20 protein-coding genes are annotated in these 21,294 nt (G+C 53.6%); 8 read left to right on the forward strand and 12 right to left on the reverse strand.

Features of this window, described 5'->3' with window-relative positions:
• The first annotated feature begins 227 nt into the window (after positions 1–227).
• From AC4IE8_RS08900 to AC4IE8_RS08910, 3 genes are all read left to right on the forward strand, one after another.
• On the forward strand, positions 228–803 hold the full coding sequence (locus tag AC4IE8_RS08900) for a hypothetical protein (protein WP_490790824.1): 576 nt from the start codon (positions 228–230) through the stop codon (positions 801–803).
• Positions 804–1,638: 835 nt separating this feature from the next.
• Entirely contained in the window at positions 1,639–2,661 is a 1,023-nt protein-coding gene (locus tag AC4IE8_RS08905) for a sulfurtransferase (RefSeq protein WP_068994483.1), read from the forward strand.
• Positions 2,662–2,669: 8 nt separating this feature from the next.
• Positions 2,670–3,584: a Tll0287-like domain-containing protein gene (locus tag AC4IE8_RS08910; protein WP_068994486.1), complete on the forward strand. Its 915-nt coding sequence runs from the start codon at positions 2,670–2,672 to the stop codon at positions 3,582–3,584.
• Positions 3,585–3,696: 112 nt separating this feature from the next.
• On the opposite strand, the gene phoU is transcribed toward AC4IE8_RS08910, so the two are convergent.
• The 7 genes from phoU to AC4IE8_RS08945 all read right to left on the reverse strand — a co-directional run bounded on the left by phoU (position 3,697) and on the right by AC4IE8_RS08945 (position 10,531).
• The gene (phoU, locus tag AC4IE8_RS08915; protein WP_071891919.1) at positions 3,697–4,431 is read right to left on the reverse strand and encodes a phosphate signaling complex protein PhoU; all 735 of its coding nucleotides are present in this window, start codon (positions 4,429–4,431) and stop codon (positions 3,697–3,699) included.
• 18 nt (positions 4,432–4,449) lie between these two features.
• A complete protein-coding gene (pstB, locus tag AC4IE8_RS08920; RefSeq protein WP_068994488.1) occupies positions 4,450–5,310 on the reverse strand; it encodes a phosphate ABC transporter ATP-binding protein PstB in 861 nt (286 codons plus the stop codon).
• 33 nt (positions 5,311–5,343) lie between these two features.
• A complete protein-coding gene (gene pstA, locus AC4IE8_RS08925; protein ID WP_068994490.1) occupies positions 5,344–6,642 on the reverse strand; it encodes a phosphate ABC transporter permease PstA in 1,299 nt (432 codons plus the stop codon).
• A complete protein-coding gene (gene pstC / locus AC4IE8_RS08930; protein ID WP_068994492.1) occupies positions 6,635–8,017 on the reverse strand; it encodes a phosphate ABC transporter permease subunit PstC in 1,383 nt (460 codons plus the stop codon). The genes pstA and pstC overlap by 8 nt, the downstream gene beginning before the upstream one ends.
• An 84-nt stretch (positions 8,018–8,101) precedes the next feature.
• On the reverse strand, positions 8,102–9,148 hold the full coding sequence (locus AC4IE8_RS08935) for a PstS family phosphate ABC transporter substrate-binding protein (protein ID WP_490790960.1): 1,047 nt from the start codon (positions 9,146–9,148) through the stop codon (positions 8,102–8,104).
• A 207-nt stretch (positions 9,149–9,355) separates the two neighbouring features.
• Entirely contained in the window at positions 9,356–10,048 is a 693-nt protein-coding gene (gene phoB / locus AC4IE8_RS08940) for a phosphate regulon transcriptional regulator PhoB (RefSeq protein WP_068994812.1), read from the reverse strand.
• Between the two features lie 129 nt (positions 10,049–10,177).
• Positions 10,178–10,531: a PilZ domain-containing protein gene (locus AC4IE8_RS08945; RefSeq protein ID WP_490790825.1), complete on the reverse strand. Its 354-nt coding sequence runs from the start codon at positions 10,529–10,531 to the stop codon at positions 10,178–10,180.
• A 270-nt stretch (positions 10,532–10,801) separates the two neighbouring features.
• On the opposite strand from AC4IE8_RS08945, the gene argS reads away from it, so the two are divergent.
• Both argS and AC4IE8_RS08955 read left to right on the forward strand, forming a co-directional pair.
• The gene (gene argS, locus AC4IE8_RS08950) at positions 10,802–12,562 is read left to right on the forward strand and encodes an arginine--tRNA ligase (protein WP_490790826.1); all 1,761 of its coding nucleotides are present in this window, start codon (positions 10,802–10,804) and stop codon (positions 12,560–12,562) included.
• A 5-nt stretch (positions 12,563–12,567) separates the two neighbouring features.
• Positions 12,568–13,155, forward strand: coding sequence for an SPOR domain-containing protein (locus tag AC4IE8_RS08955; protein ID WP_068994502.1), 588 nt, complete (start codon positions 12,568–12,570; stop codon positions 13,153–13,155).
• Positions 13,156–13,216: 61 nt separating this feature from the next.
• Here AC4IE8_RS08955 and AC4IE8_RS08960 read toward each other — a convergent pair whose 3' ends face one another.
• From AC4IE8_RS08960 to AC4IE8_RS08975, 4 genes are all read right to left on the reverse strand, one after another.
• Entirely contained in the window at positions 13,217–13,450 is a 234-nt protein-coding gene (locus AC4IE8_RS08960) for a FeoC-like transcriptional regulator (protein WP_490790827.1), read from the reverse strand.
• Positions 13,450–15,804, reverse strand: a complete 2,355-nt coding sequence (gene feoB, locus AC4IE8_RS08965) for a Fe(2+) transporter permease subunit FeoB (protein WP_490790828.1) — start codon at positions 15,802–15,804, stop codon at positions 13,450–13,452. The genes AC4IE8_RS08960 and feoB overlap by 1 nt, the downstream gene beginning before the upstream one ends.
• A 22-nt stretch (positions 15,805–15,826) precedes the next feature.
• Positions 15,827–16,084: a FeoA family protein gene (locus tag AC4IE8_RS08970; protein ID WP_068994813.1), complete on the reverse strand. Its 258-nt coding sequence runs from the start codon at positions 16,082–16,084 to the stop codon at positions 15,827–15,829.
• A gap of 142 nt (positions 16,085–16,226) precedes the next feature.
• Positions 16,227–16,952 carry a class I SAM-dependent methyltransferase gene (locus AC4IE8_RS08975; protein WP_490790829.1) on the reverse strand — a complete coding sequence of 242 codons (726 nt, stop codon included), beginning with the start codon at positions 16,950–16,952 and terminating at the stop codon, positions 16,227–16,229.
• A gap of 64 nt (positions 16,953–17,016) precedes the next feature.
• Here AC4IE8_RS08975 and AC4IE8_RS08980 point away from each other — a divergent pair, with 64 nt between their 5' ends.
• From AC4IE8_RS08980 to AC4IE8_RS08990, 3 genes are all read left to right on the forward strand, one after another.
• Positions 17,017–18,747 carry a chloride channel protein gene (locus tag AC4IE8_RS08980; RefSeq protein ID WP_490790830.1) on the forward strand — a complete coding sequence of 577 codons (1,731 nt, stop codon included), beginning with the start codon at positions 17,017–17,019 and terminating at the stop codon, positions 18,745–18,747.
• Positions 18,748–18,839: 92 nt separating this feature from the next.
• Positions 18,840–19,754, forward strand: coding sequence for a polyphosphate kinase 2 (ppk2, locus tag AC4IE8_RS08985; protein WP_490790831.1), 915 nt, complete (start codon positions 18,840–18,842; stop codon positions 19,752–19,754).
• A 151-nt stretch (positions 19,755–19,905) separates the two neighbouring features.
• Positions 19,906–20,547, forward strand: coding sequence for a methyltransferase family protein (locus AC4IE8_RS08990; RefSeq protein WP_490790832.1), 642 nt, complete (start codon positions 19,906–19,908; stop codon positions 20,545–20,547).
• Between the two features lie 16 nt (positions 20,548–20,563).
• Here AC4IE8_RS08990 and AC4IE8_RS08995 read toward each other — a convergent pair whose 3' ends face one another.
• The gene (locus AC4IE8_RS08995) at positions 20,564–21,292 is read right to left on the reverse strand and encodes a M48 family metallopeptidase (protein WP_490790833.1); all 729 of its coding nucleotides are present in this window, start codon (positions 21,290–21,292) and stop codon (positions 20,564–20,566) included.
• Between the last annotated feature and the right edge of the window lie 2 nt (positions 21,293–21,294).

Consider the following 21,294-nt stretch of genomic DNA (forward strand, 5'->3'; position numbering starts at 1 on the left):
GAGAGATGAAGCGCAACACATGACACGATCTTTCTACTTGTCGACTACAACGCAATTCGAACACCATTCTTTGCCGATAAGCTAGGATACTAAGGAATTCTATGTTATTAAAAAATACTTACGCTTCGAGTAAGCGTAAAAATTGGATTTACAGTTTTAGATAAAAACTTTTTTATTAAACATCAACAGATAAAAAGCAGGCCGCATGACAGTCTGGTTGGTGACTTATGAGCTCAAACTACCTACCACTTACCGAGATCATTCTTGAACTTCGTTCATTGGCCAAGGGAAAATCCACTGGCTATCTCTTTATCGTCAGCAGCGAGCAACACTCCGCCACATTCGGCCTTGAACAGGGTCGTATCGTCTCCCTCCAATGCAGACTGCGTACCGGCGATAAAGCGATTCCATTGATCGCAAAAATCAAGCATGGCTCCTGCCGATTTGAGGAGAGCACCAGCCTGATAAAGAAGATGCAGCTAGAAGATAACGAAACCATCTTCAACAAGATCCTATCCCTCCACGCACAGATGATTGAAGCTGCGTCCGACCAAGCGAAAGCAGCTATAAAAACTGTCTCCGGCAATAACCGCCCCATACAGCTCTCCACTCAACAGAGAACCGAAATCGAAAACAGTCTACTGGAAGAGATTGGTCCAATGGGCAGTTTTGTTATGGATACAATTGAACGATGTAACGAATTCGATTCAATCAAAGATATCATCAATGAAGAGATTGACCGACCCGATATCGCGCAGGCACTTCTGTTCAAAATCGACAAGATTATCAACCAATCTGTGTAACTCACTGATTGACTGTGATCAATGAATGAAGCCGCTTTAAAACGCCAAAGAGACCTTCGGAATTACGATACATGAAGACGAGCCGAAACTCCTTCATGGAGCCGACTCATAACCATCAATTCCAAACAGTTAACCCGAACCAATAAGCGTTCACTATCACTGTCGCGAGCGGATTAAACAGGTGAGTTTTATAACACCATTTAGTTATAGTTATTGCTTCTGTTATTTTATTTGGTTTAGATTACCCTGGTTTTTTTAGGGATGTGAAGGATCGCTGAACATCAACACGCAACCTTGGGTTCATTTAATAAGGAACTGACACGTATCAGTTTGTTGGTGATTCGATGGAGTATTGGCGTTACCGGTTATTGAAACCGCCAATCAGTCTAAACACGCTGTTCTACTCACTACCAGCCGTAGACAGTCTGAAACATGACAAGCTCACTGGCCCAAAAACCCGGAAAGCCCAGTCTATCCTGCTGTCAATCCAGCAGCCACTCAACTTGAACCAACCATTCATGAACTGTCTCCGGTCACACCCGCCAATCCATTTGGCCAGCCTGGCCCATCGTTTCAGCGGTAATTGGCACAGACAGACAAGCGCTTCGGCACACATCCCACGAACCCGATCAACAAAACGATCGATGGCCAACACCTACAACACGGAAAGGACATATAGAGGAGTACAAGGACTTAATCAGAAACACCAACCATTAGATCCTGCAGTCAACTTGCAACCAACCGCAATCAAGATCTCACACCGAGTTAGATACATCAGCAGTATTTGAGATTACTTATATAAATTAGTTACATAATATTTAATGAGGAGAAACCAATGAAGCTTCATAGGATTCTATTGTCCCTAACATTTTCATTCGCCATTCTGAGCGGAAATGCATCCGCTGCTCAACTGCCCGGCTCAATCGTAGATACCCAATGGTTGGCCAAGAACCTCAAAGAGGTTCAAGTCATCGATGTACGCTCCAATAAAGCGACTTTTACAACCCAACCTGTGTTTGAACTACAGGAAAAAGCCCAGCGGGAAGTATTGACACAGGCTGGCGGACATATTGAAAACGCCATTCTGCTGCCCTATAAATCGATTCGCGGTGAACGTCAGGTTGATGGCCAGAAAGTAAAATATCTTCTACCGGAAAAAGATGATTTTGAACAACTCATGCAATCAGCGGGATTGCGTGCCGGTAAACCTATTATCATCGTTTCCACCGGCATGACACCAAAGCGTGTAAACGAAGCACTGCGGCTATTCTGGCAATTGAAATATTTCGGTGAAGACAATATTTCCGTACTGGATGGCGGACTGGCCGCCTGGCTCAACGATGGACACGAAGTGGTTACCACTGAGGGAAGCGCCACACCAGGCGACTGGAAGGCCACTGCAACCCGCAGTGAACTGATCGCCACACCGAATGACGTCTCAAACGCCGATACCAATGTACAACTGGTCGATGCCCGAGGTACTGAACAATTCTACGGAATCAACAAACGGGACTATGTCTCAGCTTTCGGCCATATCAGAGGCGCTAAAATGCTGCCGACAGAAGTACTGTTCCGCAAAGACCGCGATGCGGTCAAATTCTACTCCCCTGAGGCCTACCGTTCGATCCTGGAGATCAGTGAGATCGAAGCCGACCAACCGACCATTTTCTACTGCAACAGTGGTCATCTAGCCGCCGGCCCCTGGTTTATCGAACATGAACTCGTCGGCAACAACAAGGCACGCCTGTTTGATGGTTCGATGCATCAATGGACCCTGCAGAACCGTCCGGTAAAAACTGTGATGCTTGAGCCGCTTCCGGCCACCTGTAAATCAGGCATGAGCAAACCAGGCTGTTGAGAAGTCCAATGAGTCTTGCGTCCCGGGAAACAACACAAACAGGATCTGTTTCAACAGCTTTTTATAGAGGGCTTTTTATCATCTATCTGGTCAGTATTTTGACCGCCATACCGACCATCTATTTTATTACCAAGGATGAACTCTATTCTCAAGCTGACAAGGAACTCAAGCTCATGGTCGACGTGGTCCGCTCCGCACGCTCTATCGTCAGGGAGCGGACCAGACCCCACTTTCTACCCAAGGGGGTCTTTTTTCCACCCGTAGTCTCCTCCACGGTAATGGCAAAGGAGCTGGCAACTCAGTTTAAAAAACTGCAGCCCAGTTACCTGATCCGAATGGTGAGTGACAATCCACTCAACAAGGACAACTACCCACAAGGGCTTGAGCTGAAAGTCCTGGAGATGTTGCGTTACGGCAATCCGGATGACGGCCTCGTGATGACCGGTGACATTCAGGGTCGTCAGTATCTGATCTCTGCGGCGGCAACCAAGGTCAGTGATGGCTGCCTGATCTGTCATGGCTCTGCGAAAACAGCACCGCGGGAGATCGTTGATCAATACGGCTCGAATTCGGGCTATGGATGGCAGTCCGGTACGATCATCGGCGCCAGCCTGGTGGGCGTACCCTTGGCCGATCTCAACTCCGCCGTCCTGCAACGATTTCTGATTGTTATCGCATCCATCACCGTACTCTTTGCGATTGTTCTACTGGTGCTTAACCGAGTGGTGCAGCACAAGATCATACAGCCTATACAGGAGATCACTGAAATCGCCAAAGAGGTCAGCCTTGGGCGTAGCAATCAACCGTTTTACTCAGAAAGAGATGATGAAATTGGCGCATTGACACGCTCGTTTGAACTCATGCGCCGAAGTGTCAACATTGCCGCGAAGAAGATCAGCAAACTCTCTCAAGACAGGAAGTGAATTCGGTTGATCAGATTCCCATCCCTCAATGAGACCGTGAGGGATGGGATTCTAGGGCGTATTGGATACGTGTTAACAGGCCCTAGGACGGGAGTACGGTCTATTATGGCAATTATTCAGCTACTCGGTTGGCTTCAATCTCCGCCGAAATCGCCTGAATGTCCTCGTGCCGAACATCCTTACCAGTGACCAAAAAGATCACAAAGCCACCAATATTCTTTGCATGACCGCCAATCCGTTCCAGGGCGCGCAGCGCCAGCACAATATCCACAACAGAGCCTACGTTGCGGGAGTCTTCCATGATGAAGGTTGAAAGACGACGCAGACTTCCCCTGAAGTCCTCGTAGAGCTTCTTGTCCATCTCGATCACTTCCAGCGCCTTGTCCAGATCAAGCTCGGTAAAGGCAACCAGACTCAGCCCCAGCATCTCATCGACAAACTCCGACATGTCATAGATGTCATGCAGAATCTCTTTACTGGGAGGATTTTTCCCGTTGTCATAGAAGTGGATGGTGAGGTTGGCAATCTTACGCGCTTCATCCCCCACCCGTTCCAGATCCGAGATGGTCTTCTGAACGGTCAGGATGTCTCGCAGATCCTTTGCCATCGGCTGACGCTTGGCGATCAAGCGGATAATCTCTTCATCCGCCTGTATATCGATATCATTCAGTTTACGATCACGGTCGATCACCTGACCGGCCGCCTTCGGATCTTCATCCTTTAATGTCTGCACCGCCCGGCGAAGCTGGTCCTGCCCCAGGTTACCCATATCCAGCACCAGCTCGTTCAGGTGGTCAAGCTCTGCGCTATAGGCCTTAACGATATGTCCGCTTGTCATTTCATTCATTACAGATCCACCCTCGCATTAGCCGAAACGGCCAGTGATGTAGTCTTCAGTCAGTTTGTGTCTTGGTGAGGTGAAGATCTGATCGGTCTCCCCCACTTCAATCAATTTACCCAAATGAAAATAGGCGGTACGTTGACTGACACGGGCAGCCTGCTGCATGGAGTGGGTGACAATCGCAATGGTAAAGTTCTCGCGCAACTCATCGATCAACTCCTCGATTTTTGCCGTAGCAATCGGGTCGAGTGCGGAACAGGGCTCATCCATCAGAATGACTTCAGGACTGACAGCAATCGCGCGGGCAATGCAGAGCCGCTGCTGCTGACCACCGGAGAGACCGGTACCCGGCTGATCGAGGCGATCCTTGACCTCTTCCCAGAGACCGGCTCTCTGCAGTGAACTCTCTACGATCGAATCCAGGTGCTCTTTGTTATCACTCAGACCATGAATCTTCGGACCATAGGCGATGTTGTCGTAGATCGACTTGGGAAACGGGTTGGGTTTCTGGAACACCATACCAACACTGGCGCGCAGTGGAACCACATCCAAACCACCATCATAGATATCCTGCTCATCCATCTTTATCTGACCGGTCACCCTGCAGACATCAATGGTATCATTCATCCGATTTAGGCAACGCAGAAAGGTTGATTTACCACAACCGGAGGGGCCAATCATGGAGATCACCTGGTTCTTGCCGATGTCCAGACTGACATCGAAAATCGCCTGTTTTTCACCATAATAGACATTGACGTTACGGCAAGTCATACGTGGATCATCAACATAGATCTCACCGACGGTGGCATCCGTACTCTGCACTGTGCCCGCAGCCGCTTCGGTTTCTTCTGCTAAACCTGGCGTTGCGGCACTTGTCTCATTCATTACTTGTTCCACAGTTTCCTCACTTACGCCAGTCTACCAACGGCGCTCAAATTTCTTTCTCAGCCAGACCGCCAGCAGATTCATGCTGATGAGAAAGGCCAGCAGTATCATAATCGCTGCGGATGTACGTTCGACGAAGGCACGCTCCGGACTGTCTGCCCACAGATAGATCTGTACAGGCAGGACAGCTGACGGATCCATCACGCTACCCGGCACATCTACGATAAACGCCACCATACCGATCATCAGTAGTGGTGCGGTCTCACCCAAAGCCTGCGCCATGCCGATGATCGTGCCGGTCAACATACCCGGTAGCGCCAATGGCAGTACATGATGAGTTATGGTCTGCATCGGAGAAGCACCAACACCCAGCGCGGCCTCTCTGATCGAAGGGGGTACCGACTTAAGTGCGGCTCGACTGGCGATTATGATTGTCGGCAAGGTCATCAATGCCAATACCAGACCACCAACCAGGGGTACCGATCTGGGCAGACCGAAGAAGTTGATGAATACCGCCAGGCCCAATAGACCGAACACGATGGAAGGCACAGCAGCAAGATTGTTAATGTTCACCTCGATGATATCGGTCCAGCGGTTTTTGGGAGCAAACTCCTCCAAATAGACCGCCGCGGCAACACCTACCGGAAAGGCGATGGTCAAACATATCAGCAAGGTAAAGAACGAACCGTAGGCAGCACCTTTGATACCAGACAGTTCAGGCTCTCTGGAATCACCGGCTGTGAAAAAGGTGGTATTGAACCTTTTCTCTACCCGGTCCTGCTCCTGTAAATCATGGATCCAGGCCAGTTGATTATCCTTGATGCGGCGATCGCTCTCGGGTAAGCGCAGGTCGATATGACCTTTGATCAGCATGTCGAAATCATCGTCAGCCACTACCCAGACTTCCTGTTTGGTGCCGATCAGTTCCGGGTTATTCATCACCGCATCCCGGATCTCATAAGCGGCGCCGCTACTGATCAGACCATACAGCACCTTTTTCTCTCGGCGATTGGTCACATCAGGAAACATCTGCCGCATCGAGGCTTTGATCAATCCACCATAGTTGGCTCTTGAAAGCACCTCCGGATCGGTCTCCCCAATCGGCGCAATCATCTCCGGATCATAAAACACATCCAGCTTCACGTAGGTCTGCTGAAACGCGGTGTAACCGTTAGAGATAATCGTGATAAACAGAAAAGAGACAAATACCAGGCCCAGGATGATTGCACCCAAACCTAGCCACTGAAAATGCCTCTCCTGACGATAACGGCGATCCAGTCCCTTCTGCACCCGATCCATGGTCTTTTTATGTTGTTGCTGCTGATTATTCATACTGTTCCCGATACTTACGTACGATGTGCAGTGCGATCATGTTGAGCGCCAGGGTGATGACAAAGAGCACCAGCGCCAGGGCGAAGGCGGCCAGAGTCTTGGCGCTGTCGAATTCCTGATCCCCGACCAACAGAGTAACGATCTGTACGGTTACTGTTGTCACCGCCTCCAAGGGATTCGCGGTAAGGTTGGCGGAGAGGCCGGCGGCCATGACCACGATCATGGTCTCACCGATGGCACGGGAAACTGCCAGCAATACACCACCCACGATACCCGGCAGTGCGGCCGGTATGATGACATTACGGATGGTTTCGGAACGGGTGGCGCCCAGGCCATAGGAGCCGTCACGCATTGCTTGTGGGACAGCGTTGATTACATCGTCGGAAAGAGAGGATACGAATGGGATGATCATGATACCCATTACAACGCCTGCAGCCAGAGCCGACTCAGAGGAGACAGTCAAGCCGATGTCGGTCCCCAGATCCCGGAAGAACGGAGCCACGGTCAGCGCCGCGAAGAACCCATACACAACGGTGGGAATACCAGCCAACACTTCAAGCACCGGCTTGGCCAGGGTACGGAAATGTTTACTGGCATACTCCGCCATGTAGATCGCCGACATCAGGCCGATGGGTACGGCGACAATCATCGCAATCAGGGTGATCAGCATGGTGCCCGCGAACAGAGGCACAGAGCCGAACACGCCGGATGATCCAACCTGATCAGGTCTTATGGCGGTCTGCGGCGACCACTCCAGACCGAACAAAAATTCTGTAACTGGGATTTGCTGAAAGAACCTGACAGATTCAAACAGCACTGAAAGCACGATACCTACGGTCGTGAATATCGCCAGGGTTGAACTTGAAAGCAGAAAGAAATTAATCGCTTTTTCAACCCGGTTTCGTGCCCTCTGTTCACGCGTGATGGTGCGTTGCGCCCATAGGCCAGCCAGTATCGCCACACTCAGCGCAACAACGAAAAGCGCCATATGGCTGATGCTCATCAGACTGGTGTAGTGATCTGCCGCCTGCTGCATGGTTTGATCAACTGTCGAGGAGACAATATCACCTTGTGACAGATTTCGAACATCGTTTAGAACAAGATCAAGACGCTCAGGGGGCAGGTTCTGAACCTCTTGCGGAAGCGATTCGACCACCATGCCGGTGACCACCGACTCTTCGAAGGATAACCAAAACGCCAATAGAATCAGTGCTGGAATGCCACACCACATGGCGGTCTGCATTCCATAGTAAGAGGGTAGTGAATGAAGATCGCGAACCTTTCCCCCAACAAGACTGAGAGAGCGTTTGCGCCCGAAGTAATAGGCCAGCGACATCAGGCCCAATAGCAGAATAATCAGTGTGGATGTATGCATCTTTTTTACTACCCAGAAAAAAGCGGCTACTTGCGTTTCACAAGTAGCCGCTCCTTGCAGCCAAAGCTTCAGCCCATCAGAGCTTCAGAGCTTCAGAGGTTTCATCGCTTCGATGTCGCTCCTGAAAGCTTTACGCTCTTCAGTAGGCATTGGGATCAGACCCTTGTCAGCCAGATAGCCCTCTTCACCCCAGGCCTTATCACTGCTGAACTCAGCCAGGTATTCGATGATGCCGGGGATTTTGCCCATGTGCGCTTTCTTCACATAGAAGTAGAGCGGACGGGATACCGGGTAACTGCCATCGGCGATCAGTTCGAAAGTCGGAGCAACGCCATCGATCAGGGAACCCTGAACCTTATCGGAGTTCTGATCCAGGAAGCTGTAACCGAATACGCCCAGAGCACCTTTGTTGGCTTCCAGTTTCTGCACGATCAGGTTGTCGTTCTCACCGGCTTCGATGTATTTGCCATCTTCACGAACAGTGTGGCAAAGCGCCTTGTAGGCTTTCTTGTCCTTCTTCTTCATGGCCTTGATCCAATCGATCTTCTTACAGCCACCTTCCATGGCCAGTTCGGCGAATGCGTCGCGGGTACCGGAAGTGGGAGGAGGACCCAGCACTTCGATCGCCATGTCAGGCAGATCCTTGTTCACCTCTTTCCAGGTTTTGTAAGGGTTGGCAACCAGTTTACCGCTCATGGGATCTTTGGGATCCGGAACCTGTTTGGCCAGAGCCAGGAAGATGTCCTTACGGGTTACTTTGAACTGAGGCGCTTTCTTGGAGTTGGCCAGTGCGATACCGTCGTAACCGACTTTGACTTCGATGATATCGTTGATGCCGTTGCCCTCGCAGCGTTCAACTTCCGAGCTTTTAATGCGACGGGAAGCGTTGGTGATATCAGGATGCTCGACACCGACACCGGCGCAGAAGAGCTTCAAACCACCACCGGAACCGGTAGATTCGATCTTCGGAGTTTTAAACTTGGTGGTTTTGCCGAACTGTTCAGCAACCACGGTAGCAAATGGGTATACGGTCGAGGAACCGACTACGCTGATGTAGTCGCGGGCTGAGGCCATGCTCACAAAACCGGTCAGCGAAACTGCGACCGCTGCTGAAATCAGCTTCTTCATAATATTTCTCTCCTTACGAGAATTTTGTCAATAAAAGGGTTTGACGTTTTATTGGGTAAGCAGAGGATAGGCGGGCAAGATGAATACTGGATGAGATTTAGGTGACAGTTTTGTTACCGTCACAGCCATCCACCACCATTCCTACAGAAAGGCGTAGGTTTCAACTGAATGAAAGGCGGGACATCCTTGATTTACCAGAAAAGGAGACGTTCAGGGCTTGTCTGAGAAGCGGTAACCCGCACCTCGGACAGTCTGTAGCAGCGTCTCTTTACCTGAGGGTTCCAGCGCCTTGCGCAGACGCCGGATATGCACATCGACAGTACGCTCTTCGATATAGACGTTGGTTCCCCAGACCCGGTCGAGCAATTGACTGCGGGAGAAAACCCGCTCCCGGTGGGTCATGAAGTAGTGCAGCAGGCGGAACTCGGTCGGGCCCAGCTCGACCACCTCCTCATCGGAGGTGACCCGATGGCTGACCGGATCGAGCTGCAGACCGCCACAGTCCAGCACCTCCCCGGCCAGCAGGGGCGATACCCGTCGCAGAATGGAGCGGATTCTGGCCAGCAGCTCCCTGGCGGAGAATGGCTTGGTGACATAGTCCTCAGCGCCGATATCCAGCCCGGTAACCTTGTCGTTCTCCTCACCCTTGGCGGTGAGCATGATGATCGGTATCGACTCGGTCTCCCGGTCTTTTTTCAAACGACCGGCCAGTTCGACACCACTCATCCCCGGCAGCATCCAATCCAGCAGGATCAGATCGGGGCGGGACTTCTTGATCAGGCTGATCGCCTGAGTCGCATCTTCAGCGAAATCCGCCTGAAAACCATCCTGCTCCAGGATGAAACGCAGCATCTCGCCAACCGCCGGTTCGTCGTCTACTGCAAGTATTCTTGGGATTGTCATCTCCGTGTCCATAAGCTGCCAATATTTAGCACCATATTAAACAGGAGGTTTGTTACATGGAGATGACAACAAACCGGCGGATTTCATCAGACACTCCATGTGATTATGACCGGGTTGGAATCCTGAAAACTAAGGATGCACATCCACAGGTGTGGGCAGAGGCACCGCGGCAACTCTTCTGAGATCCGAGACTTCCGCAATCACCGACTCATAGAGCTCTGCCTGGGGTTTCCAGAACATCACCCCGACGCCATCCTGCTGGGTGTGGGTAACCACCCCCATGATCGACCACTGCCGACCACCACGGAACAGCTCCAACTCCACCAGCGCCCCGGTCAGCATGGTCAGGCTTTCGGTGCGCAGGTAGATCCCCTGCATGGAGCAGTTCACCGCTTTTGCCGGAATCAACCGCTGTTTCCTGTAGCGGATATAGACCTCGCCATCCATCGGATAGCGCTTACTGTATCGTTTCTCGACTGGCATTTTCTTTTCCTTGGACTCTTCGTGCGCCAAGTGTAGGCAGCCAATATGACTAACATGTGACCAGGGGATGAAGCCTTTCTGACCTGAAATCATTACCTTTTTCAGCTCAAACCGGGCCTGTCGCCACGACTTTCACCCGGACTTAGGGCCGGATTCAGTCATTTTTTCGACAATGTCTCGAAATGCAACAAATTCTCGGGAATCTCCCACGAACAGGCCAATTCCTGGTATCCTTGCCCGCCTCTGAAAGTGGTAAATCCGACATCTGAAATGAAGAAGCAAATCGAGCAATTGGTCGTCACGGCGCTGCAGCAACTCGCCGCCCAGAACATGATACCGTCCGATTCCCTGACGGCGCCCAAAATTGAACGAGCGAGAGACAGTAAGCATGGTGACTTTGCCACCAATGCGGCACTGGTGCTGGCCAAGCCTGCGGGTAAAAATCCCAGGGAGCTGGCGCAGGCGATCATCGATGCCCTACCCGCCTCCGAGTTGGTGAAAAAGTGCGATATCGCCGGACCCGGATTTATCAATTTCACACTCTCATCAACGGCTTATCACACTCTGATTCCCACCATCATCAGCCAGGCCGATCGCTATGGGCGGAGCGACCTGGGGGCGGGCAAGAAGGTTCAGGTCGAATATGTTTCAGCCAACCCCACCGGTCCCCTGCATGTGGGGCATGGCCGTGGGGCGGCCTATGGATCGGTGGTCGCCGACCTGCTCGAAGCGGTGGGCTATGAGGTACACCGGGAGTATTACGTCAACGATGCTGGGCGGCAGATGGATATCCTCGCCACCTCGGTCTGGCTGCGCTACCTGGAGCTGTGTGACGAGAGCCTGACCTTTCCCGCCAACGGCTACAAAGGGGACTATGTGTGGGATATCGCCGCCACCCTGCACCGGGATCACGGCGAGGATTACAAAGTCGCGGCGGAGACCCTGTTTGAGGGAGTACCCGCTGATGAGCCCGATGGCGGTGACAAGGAGGCCCATATCGACGGCCTGATCCAGCAGGCGAAAAAGCTGCTGGGAGACAACCGCTACCGGTTCGTTTTTGAGCTGGGCCTGAACACCATACTCGACGATATTCGCGACGACCTCTCTCTGTTCGGGGTCAACTATGAGGAGTGGTACTCCGAACGCAGTCTGATGGAATCCGGTGCGGTGAACCAGGTGATCGAGCGCCTGCGCGGCAGCGGACACCTGTATGAAAAAGGGGGCGCACTCTGGTTCCGCTCGACCGATTTCGGTGACGAAAAAGATCGGGTTGTGGTTCGGGACAATGGCCAGACCACCTACTTCGCTTCGGATATCGCCTACCACCTGGACAAACTGCAGCGCGGTTTCGAACGGGTCATCGATGTCTGGGGCGCCGACCACCACGGCTATGTGCCGAGGGTCAAGGCGGCGCTACAGGCACTGGGGGAGGATGCGGACAAACTCGATGTACTGCTGGTGCAGTTCGCCATTCTCTACCGTGGCGGTGAGAAGATGCAGATGTCGACCCGCTCCGGTGAGTTCGTCACCCTGAGGGAGCTGCGCAAAGAGGTAGGCGCCGATGCGGCGCGCTTTTTCTATGTGATGCGCAAATGTGAGCAGCATATGGATTTCGACCTGGATCTGGCCAAATCCCAGTCCAACGACAATCCGGTCTACTACATGCAGTATGCCCATGCCCGTATCTGCAGTGTACTGCAGCAGGCCGCCGAGCAGCAGATCACCATTGCCAGCGACGCCAATGCGATCGATTACGCCTGCCTGGTCGAATCCCAGGAAGAGGCGCTGCTAACCAACCTGGCAAAATATCCGGAAGCGTTGGAACTCTCCGCTCTGAATGAAGAGCCTCACCAGTTGACCCACTACCTGCGCGACCTGGCCACCGACTTCCATACCTATTACAACGCCCACAAGTTCCTGGTGGAAGATGCCAAACTGCGCGATGCCCGTCTGCAGCTGATCCTGGCGACCCGCCAGGTGATTCGAAACGGCCTTGGTCTGCTGGGTGTCTCCGCACCTGAGAAGATGTAACAGCTGTGGCGGACTACAAACACCGAGCGGGGAGCAAGAAAAAGCGCCCCACCAGTTGCAGTCATGGGCTGTTCTTTTTTGGCGGCCTGGTGGCCGGGCTGTTTCTGGCTGGATTGGCCTGGCTGCAGTTGGGTCAGCAGCTCAGAAGTCACGAAATCCCCGGCATTGCCACCAAACCACAACAGAGCCGGGAACCGCAACAGACGGCCCCAAAACCGAATTTCGAGTTCTATACCATCCTGCCGGAAATGGAGGTGGTGATTCCGGATGAGGAGATCGTCACTCCCGAACCAACAGCCACACCGCGCAGACCCAGCTCAAGCGAGAATCGCGAGGCGAGCCGTGAGCGCAGCAATGGGGGCTATATCCTGCAGATGGGTTCGTTCCGCAAACACCAGGATGCTGACCGTCTCAAGGCCAGACTGGCCCTGATCGGTATCGAAGCCGAGATTCAGCGGGTGAGCATCAACAACCGGGATACCTACCACCGGGTACGCAGTGGTCCCTACCGGTCACAGTCGCAACTCAACAGCGCCCGTAAACTGGCCAAGCAAAATGGAATTACCAGTCTGGTGATCAAGCTGAAAGAGTAAGACTTGATAATCTGCGAATAAACGCAAATCGCGCTAGGCTGGATGTTGGATTATTCCACGTTCAGGAGGAACGCTTTCCACCTCGCCACACATAGAGCTCCATTGACGAGGGATCGCAACGGTTACAGCTGCTACCACACTCCGCCTTCAGCTTACGCCGCTCCACCCTTCCTTTTCGCTCCCACTGTTCGAGCATGCCCCGTACCGCATCCGCATCCGCATCCAGATGCCGGGAGATATCGGCCAGTGACGCCTCGCCTCGCTGTTGAAGATAGTCGCGGATCGCTGACAGCATCAGGCTTCCACCCCGCTGTTGCTCTGGTCACGCAACGACCAGAATCTCAACCCGACAATGGTAGCCACAAGCATACCGAGTAGAACAATGACCCAGAAAAAACCGCTATCCGGGTGACTGTCGTAGGTGGAGAACTGATAGAAGAGGCTGGCGCTGATGTAGGCTACACCTGTCGACCAGGCGACGACGAAGGCGGCCCATCTCGGCCCGGCTTCCCGGCGGATCGCACCGATGGTCGCCACGCAGGGTGAATAGAGCAGGATGAACAGCAGATAGGCAAAGGCCCCGGCCTGGCCATCGAAACGGGCGGCCATGGCGCCGAAGACCCCCACATTGATCTGCTGCGCTTCAGCCGCCGCTTGCTGATTGGAGATATCCCCCACATCCATTGCCAGAGGATCGGTGACCAAGTCCTTCACGCCCAGCAGATTCTCCGGTACGCTGGCTGCTGCCTCACGGATGGCTTGCCAGAAGTCGAACGCATCGTGTTGCGGTGTGATACCCGCCTCATCATTGGCCAGATTCGTATAGAGTGCATCCAGGGTTCCCACCACGGTCTCCTTGGCCAGTATCCCGGTAAACACCCCAACCGTCGCCGGCCAGTTATCCTCGGAGATCCCCATCGGTGAGAGCACCGGGGTTACCACCTTGCTCACCGCACTGAGAACGGAATGTTCCGTATCCTCATTGCCGAAGCTGCCATCTGTACCGATCGAATTGAGGGTATTGATCACCAGCACCATCAAGACAATCACCTGGCCTGCCTCTTTGATGAACAGCTTCACCCGGTCCCAGGTTCGCAGCATCACCCCGCGCAGGGTCGGCATGTGGTAGTGGGGCAGCTCCATCATGAAACCTGAGCTCTCACCGGAGAGCAGGGTCTTCTTCATGATCAGTCCGGTCAATATGGCCACTATGATGCCGATCAGATAGAGACCGAAGACCAGGTTCTGGCCGCTCTCTGGAAAGAAGGCCGCGGCGAACAGCACATACACCGGTAGGCGGGCGCCACAGGACATGAACGGGTTCATCAGGATGGTCAGTTTGCGCTCCCGGTCACTCTCCAGGGTACGGGTCGCCATCACCGCCGGCACGTTACAGCCGAAGCCGACGATCATCGGTACGAAGGCCTTGCCGGGGAGTCCGATGGAGCGCATGAAGCGGTCCATGACAAAGGCGGCACGGGCCATGTAACCGGAATCCTCCACCACCGAGAGAAACAGATAGAGCGCAGTGATGATCGGAATGAATGTGGCCACCACCTGTATACCGCCGCCAGCACCATCCGCCAGCAGCACCACCAGCCAGTCGGGCAATCCCCAGCTGTTGAGCAGATGGCCGAAACCATCGACAAACAGCGCCCCGGCAACCCCATCGAAAAAGTCGATGAAGGCCCCGCCGATGTTGATGGCGAACATGAACATCAGATACATCACGGCGAGGAAAACCGGAATGCCGAAGAGACGACTGAGCACCAATTTGTCGATCCGGTCACTGACTGTCTTTTCCAGCCGGCCATGGTTGCGGGTTGCAATCTGGGCAATCGCATGGGCATGGCTGAAGCGGGAGTCCGCAATGTGGATATCGAGTTCCTCGTCCACCCTGTCCTCGATCATTTTGCCCCAATGCCTGATCCGTTCACGCAACAGATCATCGGCATAGTTGAGGGCGAACTCATCCCCCTCCAGCATCTTCAGCAGCAGCCAGCGACGTTGCGAGTGGTATCGACTCTCCGGCAGTTGCAAGCCGCTCTCCAGATCGGTGATCGCCTGCTCAACCATCTCATCCTGGGCCAACGGAAAACCACCTTTGACCCGCTCAGCGGCCAGATCCTGAATCGTGCCTTTGAGCTTGGTGACCCCCTCACCACTGACCGCCACAATGGGTATCACCTGGCAGCCAAGCTCCTCACTGAGACGCTGAATATCGATCTCAAGACCGCGCTTACGCGCCACATCCATCATGTTCAATGCCAGGATCAGGGGTACCCCCATCTCCAGCATCTGCACGGTGAAGTAGAGATTTCGCTCCAGGTTGGAGGCATCCACCACATTGACGATCAGATCTGCCTCTCCGGAGAGCAGATAGTCACGGGTAACCTTCTCATCCTGGGAGGAGGCATCCAGGGAATAGATACCGGGAAGATCGACTGCATTCACCTCGTCACTGTCGATGGTGAACTGACCCTCCTTGCGATCAACCGTGACCCCAGGCCAGTTACCCGTACGTTGGCGGATTCCGGTGAGGATATTGAACAGGGCGGTTTTACCACAATTGGGATTACCGGCCAGGGCAATGGTCAGGATTCCCGAATTGGGTCTACTGCTGGATGATTCGGGGTCGTGGCAGGCCATTTCGCGTTACTGGATCCTTGGATTAAACCGATTTGTCGACCGGGCTGAGCAGCAGCTTCTCCGCCACACCGGCGCCCAAAGCCACTCGATTGCCCTGACAAGCCACAACCACACCGCTCCCACGACGTTGCAGCAATTCGATTTCCGAACCCGCCCGCAGACCAAGACTGAGCAGCCGGTGGACCAAAAGCCGCCCACCCACTACCCGTTTGATTGTGGCTCGGCTGCTGACTGGTAGATCAGACAGCTTCACCAGATCGTCTGAGAGGGTAGATTTCAAAGCCACTTGTCCTGCAGAGCGTGTTTAGTCATCAAATGTTAATGATTCTCATTAGAGCAGGGTTCCCGCTGCTATGCAATGATCTTTTTACAGTATTTGCCGATTAACTAATAGACAAGACGCCCACTTCAGTTCGACAGGACTACCCTGGCTGCTTTCTCAGCAGGTCGATTCGATGGGGTTTGAGAAAATGGGCTCCGTCCTCTCCCAGGTGCTCACTAAAGGCCTTCCTGATCTGCTGGTATCTTCGCTCATCCAGATCCAGCTTGGTATGAGTCACCTTGAGGAAACGGGATTCAAACACTTCCCAACTCTCGTAACAGCCAGGCACATTGAGAAACAGCTGTTGCTGCAGAGCCATATCATCACGCTCCGCCAGACTGCAGATGGCTGCAAATGCCGCTTGCCGCACCTGTTTTTCATCATGGATGAGGCTCATCAGGGCATTGAATTCGCCACAGTAGACCGGCTCAGAGAAGTAGGCATAACCACCGGGCTTGAGCACCCGTGCGATCTCTTCCATCGCCTGCGCCATCAGATCGGTGGGCACATGATGGAGAGATTTCAGCATCCAGACCGCATCCAGACTCTCATCCGGCTCACTGATCTGCTGCGCCCCCTCAAGCCGGAACTCAAGATTTTCAATCGACTCCTGCAGGTTCTTGCGATGCTGAATAGTGTCCACTTCGGTGGCGATGAAACGGGCATTGGGATAGCGCCGGGCCAGGTTTTTTGTCAGCCAGGCAGAGCCGCACCCCAGCTCGATTCCCCGCATCCCATCGAACCGCAGGAGCTGCTCCATGAGGTCCAGTTCCTGTCCGGTGACATAAGCTTCAGGCCGATCAAGAACCATTTGATTTGCTGACATTTTATTACTGCTCCAGTATCTTATCCTGTTTCGCAGTCCATTCTACGCTATAGGTTTCCACAACGTGCTACTCGATGGGATAGTTAATCGGCTCGACCGGCTGCGACTGCAGCTCTCCCGTCACGACGCGCTGCTGATCCTGTCGGTAATGGGGCTGCTGTGCGGTTTTCTTGCCGGTATGGTAATCGTGCTGTTTCGCCTGCTTGTGGAGTCTATACAGGCATCCATGCTGCCTGGTGGTCAGGCGGAGAACTATGAAGCCCTGCCGCCGCTGATTCAGTTCGCCCTGCCGGTGGTCGGCGGACTGCTGCTGGGGCTGATGTTCGTGCGCTTTTCCAAAGGACTCCATGTGCTGGGCATCCCGCGGGTCATGGAACGCCTGATCTACCACCAGGGACACCTCTCCCTGCGCGGGTTGCTGTTGCAGTTTTTCGGTGCCGCCATCGCCATCATTACCGGCCACTCAGTGGGCCGGGAGGGGCCCCATGTCTTCCTTGGCGCCGCCAGCGGTTCGCTGCTTGGCCAATACCTCTCCCTGCCCAACAACAGCATTCGTATCCTGGTTGGTTGCGGCACGGCCGCCGGCATCTCTGCCTCTTTCGACACCCCGCTGGCCGGGGTGATCTTTGCCCTGGAAGTGGTGATGATGGAGTACACCCTGATCAGTTTCATACCCATTATGCTGGCTGCCGTCAGCGCCAACAGTCTCTCTCTGATGATGTTCGAGGGAGAGCGGGTATTCGACCTGGAGATCATCCAACTTGGCTCGCTGCATGAATTGGCCTTCATCCTGATGCTGGGACTGGCCGCCGGTACAGTCTCGGCGGCCTATGTTCAACTGATCGAATTCATCTCCGACAAGAGCCAGAAAATGAGTATCTGGCTGCGTAACCTGAGCGCCGGAGTTCTGGTCGGTCTTTGTGCGCTGGTCGCACCCCAGGTGATGGGCATTGGCTATGATACGGTGAATCAGATCTTGCTGGGTGAGATCGGCTTGACTCTGCTGGCGCTGCTGGTGGTGGCAAAACTGATCGCCACCGCAGCGAGTATCGGGTTGGGCATCCCTGGCGGCACCATCGGCCCTGCCCTGTTCATTGGTGCAGCACTCGGCGGGCTGTTTGCCCCGCTACCTTCTCTGCTGCTCGAAGGGCCGGTATCCGACCCTGGCGTCTATGCCTTGATCGGCATGGCTGCAGTCATGGGCGCCGCACTGCAAGCCCCGCTGGCCGCCCTGACCACAGTGATTGAACTGACCCACAATCCGGAAATCATCATGCCCGGGATGCTGGCGATCGTGGTGGCCAGCCTGGTCAGCAGCGAGGTGTTCGGTAAATCCTCCATGTTTCACACCCTGCTGGAGGCCACAGGTTTGAACTATCATACCGATCCGGTGATGCAGTCCCTGCGACGTACCGGAGCGGCTAAATTCATGAACCGCAGTTTTGTTCAGCTCGACGCAAGCATGAGCCGGGATGCGGCCAAGATGGCGCTTAACCAGAAACCGGAGTGGGTGCTGATCAATGGCCCTGACGAAGAGTTGGCATTGATGCCCAGCGTAGAACTTTTACGCAACCTGGAACTGCAGGACGATGAAGAGATTGATCTGCTGAAAATTCCGGCAACCCGCTACCAGATGTCTCCCATCCGCATGCAGTCCACCCTGCAGGAGGCGCTGGAAATACTGGACAACAGCAGTGCGGAAGCACTCTATATCGAATGGTTTGATGAGGCACACTATTGGCGGATTCAAGGCATCCTGACCCGTGCTCAGATCGAATCCGCCTATCGCTTTTGAAAATCATGGTAATGATTAAAAAAACACCAACATCTTGTGCCGAAAAAGCATAAGATATTACTAATTTTTTAAACGACGTAGAGAGGGGGCATATGAACGACACAATCAGTAACCCGGACACTATCCTCGTTGATGAGCAACCAGTAAGGCTTGATGAGCTGCTGACGGAGTATCACAAGCTGAAGGTGGACGCCGAAGAGGAACAAAAGCAGGAGAAAAAGGCGGTCAAGCGATACAAGCGGGAAGAGGAGCTGAAACCTTACCAGGCTGAACTGATCAAGATGCAGCAGTATCTGGAGAAGACCCGCACCCGTATGATCATTCTCTTCGAAGGGCGGGACGCAGCCGGTAAAGGCGGCACCATTCGTCGTGTCACCCGCTACATGAACGAGAAGCACTACCGGGTGGTTGCCCTCGGCAAGCCCACCGACGAACAGAAGACCCAGTGGTTCTTTCAGAAATATGTCACCCAATGCCCGCGTGGTGGCGAAGTGGTGCTGTTTGACCGCAGCTGGTACAACCGGGCCGTGGTTGAACCCATCTTTGGATTTTGCACGGATGAAGAGTACGAGAATTTCATGATCGGTTGCCCAGGTTTTGAAAAGGATCTGGTTCGTCAGGGCACCATTCTGGTGAAACTCTACTTCTCGGTTACCAAAGAGGAGCAGGCCAGACGATTCGAACGGCGTAAAAACGACCCATTGCGGCAATGGAAACTGTCGGAGATCGACGTTCAGGCTCAGGACCGGTGGGACGATTTCACCAAACAGAAGTATGAGATGTTGAAACGCACCAACACCACTCATGCACCCTGGACGACGATTCGCTCAAACGACAAACACTCAGCGCGGCTCAATGCCATGCGGGTGATACTCAATTCAGTGCCCTACGAGCGCCTGAACCCCGAGCTGGATTTTGTACCGGATCCAACTGTGGTGGTCTCCGGTTCCAGGGATTTGGAACTGATGGAGGCGCAACTGCTGCAGCAGGGCAAATTCGTCGGCTGATCCCTTCCAACGCCGGGTTTCGACCCGGCGTTGTTTATGTAACATCTCCTCACACAATCACCTTCCACTTCGGCAGGGATTCTCCTCTGCCGAGTCATAGGCTAAATTTGTCATATCACATGGCCTCTCAACAGGAATCCAATCGACACCGATGAACCAAACCACCGACCTGATCCTGCTGGCTCTGCTGTGGCTTGGTTACTTTCTGATTCACTCGGCTCTGGCTTCGCTGACCGTCAAGCAGTGGCTGGCCAACCGCTTTCCCTGGTTAACCCCCTGGTACCGGATTCTTTTCAATCTGCTGGCAACCGTTCTGCTGATCCCGCCACTGATCATGCTCTGGATGCTGCGCAGTGAACCGCTATGGATGTGGCAGGGAGCCTGGTCCCTGCTGGCCTATGCATTGATGCTGCTGGCCTGCCTGGGATTTGTCTGGTCACTGCGGTTTTACGATGGGCAGGAGTTCCTGGGATTCAGCCAGCTGGCCCGACGACAGCAGCAAACGGCCGATCAGGAACAGCTGCACATATCACCCATGCATCGCTATGTGCGCCACCCCTGGTATAGCCTCGGGTTGCTGCTTGTCTGGACCCAGGATATGGATCCGGCCCGACTGGTCTCGGCAATCGCAATCACCCTCTATCTGTGGCTGGGCTCCAGATTGGAGGAACAGAAGCTGGTTACTTTTCATGGGAAGATCTACCAGGAGTACCGACAGAGGGTGCCTGGCTTGATTCCCAGGCCCTGGCGTTATCTCTCCGAGTCGGAGGCCCGCGAGCTGCAGAACCGATAGCCGCTGCAGGCGTAGATCATTCATTGAGTAGTAGCTCCGCCATCCCATCCAGCCTGGCCTTTACAGACTCCCAGGTTGGCATCGCTTGTCGCAACTGACGGTAAAATGCCGGGCTGTGATTATGCGATTTCAAATGGCACAATTCGTGTAGCAGAACGTAATCGATACACTCAGAAGGGGCTTTTACGAGGTGGGGATTCAAAGAGAGCACCCCATTCGGCGAACAACTTCCCCACTGCTTTTTCATGGTCAGAAGCTTCCATGTCGGTTTGGTTTTTACCCAACTTAAATTTTGCCAAAGCAAACCCAGCCGCCGATCGAACTGGGTCCTGGCATGAGCCCTGTACCACTGCCATAAAAGCGATTTGACCAGCTCCCTGTCATGTTTGTTGGCTGTAACTTGAAGCTGTCCGCATCGCAACTTGACAGAAGACTCATCAAGCTCATCTACCCGAACTTTAAGGAGATAGCGCCTGCCAAGATAGAAGTGGCTTTCTCCACTGACATATTCCCGAGGCAATACATGATACTTCTGCGCTTTGATGCGATCGAGGTGAGTGGAGAGCCATCGACTTCGTTTACCGACGGCCTGCTTGATTTCTGCCAGTGACGCCTGAGCCGGCGCATCGACCTGAACAGAACCGTCAGGATGGACATGAATGGCAATCTTACCCTCTCTCCCAGGAACGAAGAACACCTGGTAAGGGATGTTGAGATCCCCATACTGCAAGCACTGCTCGACCACGA

It is taken from the genome of Candidatus Thiodiazotropha sp. AKAK2, assembly GCF_058244685.1.

Bases quoted from the DNA above. Each gene is read 5' to 3' on its own strand.
- ppk2 (WP_490790831.1), top strand. From the start codon at position 18,840: ATGAACGACACAATCAGTAACCCGGACACTATCCTCGTTGATGAGCAA.
- phoU (WP_071891919.1), bottom strand. From the start codon at position 4,431: ATGAATGAAATGACAAGCGGACATATCGTTAAGGCCTATAGCGCAGAG.
- AC4IE8_RS08960 (WP_490790827.1), bottom strand. From the start codon at position 13,450: ATGCTGTCAGCGATCCGCGACTATCTTCAACAGCGAGGCGAGGCGTCA.
- pstA (WP_068994490.1), bottom strand. From the start codon at position 6,642: ATGAATAATCAGCAGCAACAACATAAAAAGACCATGGATCGGGTGCAG.
- AC4IE8_RS08910 (WP_068994486.1), top strand. From the start codon at position 2,670: ATGAGTCTTGCGTCCCGGGAAACAACACAAACAGGATCTGTTTCAACA.
- AC4IE8_RS08900 (WP_490790824.1), top strand. From the start codon at position 228: ATGAGCTCAAACTACCTACCACTTACCGAGATCATTCTTGAACTTCGT.
- AC4IE8_RS08990 (WP_490790832.1), top strand. From the start codon at position 19,906: ATGAACCAAACCACCGACCTGATCCTGCTGGCTCTGCTGTGGCTTGGT.
- pstB (WP_068994488.1), bottom strand. From the start codon at position 5,310: ATGAATGAGACAAGTGCCGCAACGCCAGGTTTAGCAGAAGAAACCGAA.
- phoB (WP_068994812.1), bottom strand. From the start codon at position 10,048: ATGACAATCCCAAGAATACTTGCAGTAGACGACGAACCGGCGGTTGGC.
- AC4IE8_RS08945 (WP_490790825.1), bottom strand. From the start codon at position 10,531: ATGCCAGTCGAGAAACGATACAGTAAGCGCTATCCGATGGATGGCGAG.
- AC4IE8_RS08905 (WP_068994483.1), top strand. From the start codon at position 1,639: ATGAAGCTTCATAGGATTCTATTGTCCCTAACATTTTCATTCGCCATT.
- argS (WP_490790826.1), top strand. From the start codon at position 10,802: ATGAAGAAGCAAATCGAGCAATTGGTCGTCACGGCGCTGCAGCAACTC.
- pstC (WP_068994492.1), bottom strand. From the start codon at position 8,017: ATGCATACATCCACACTGATTATTCTGCTATTGGGCCTGATGTCGCTG.
- AC4IE8_RS08975 (WP_490790829.1), bottom strand. From the start codon at position 16,952: ATGTCAGCAAATCAAATGGTTCTTGATCGGCCTGAAGCTTATGTCACC.
- feoB (WP_490790828.1), bottom strand. From the start codon at position 15,804: ATGGCCTGCCACGACCCCGAATCATCCAGCAGTAGACCCAATTCGGGA.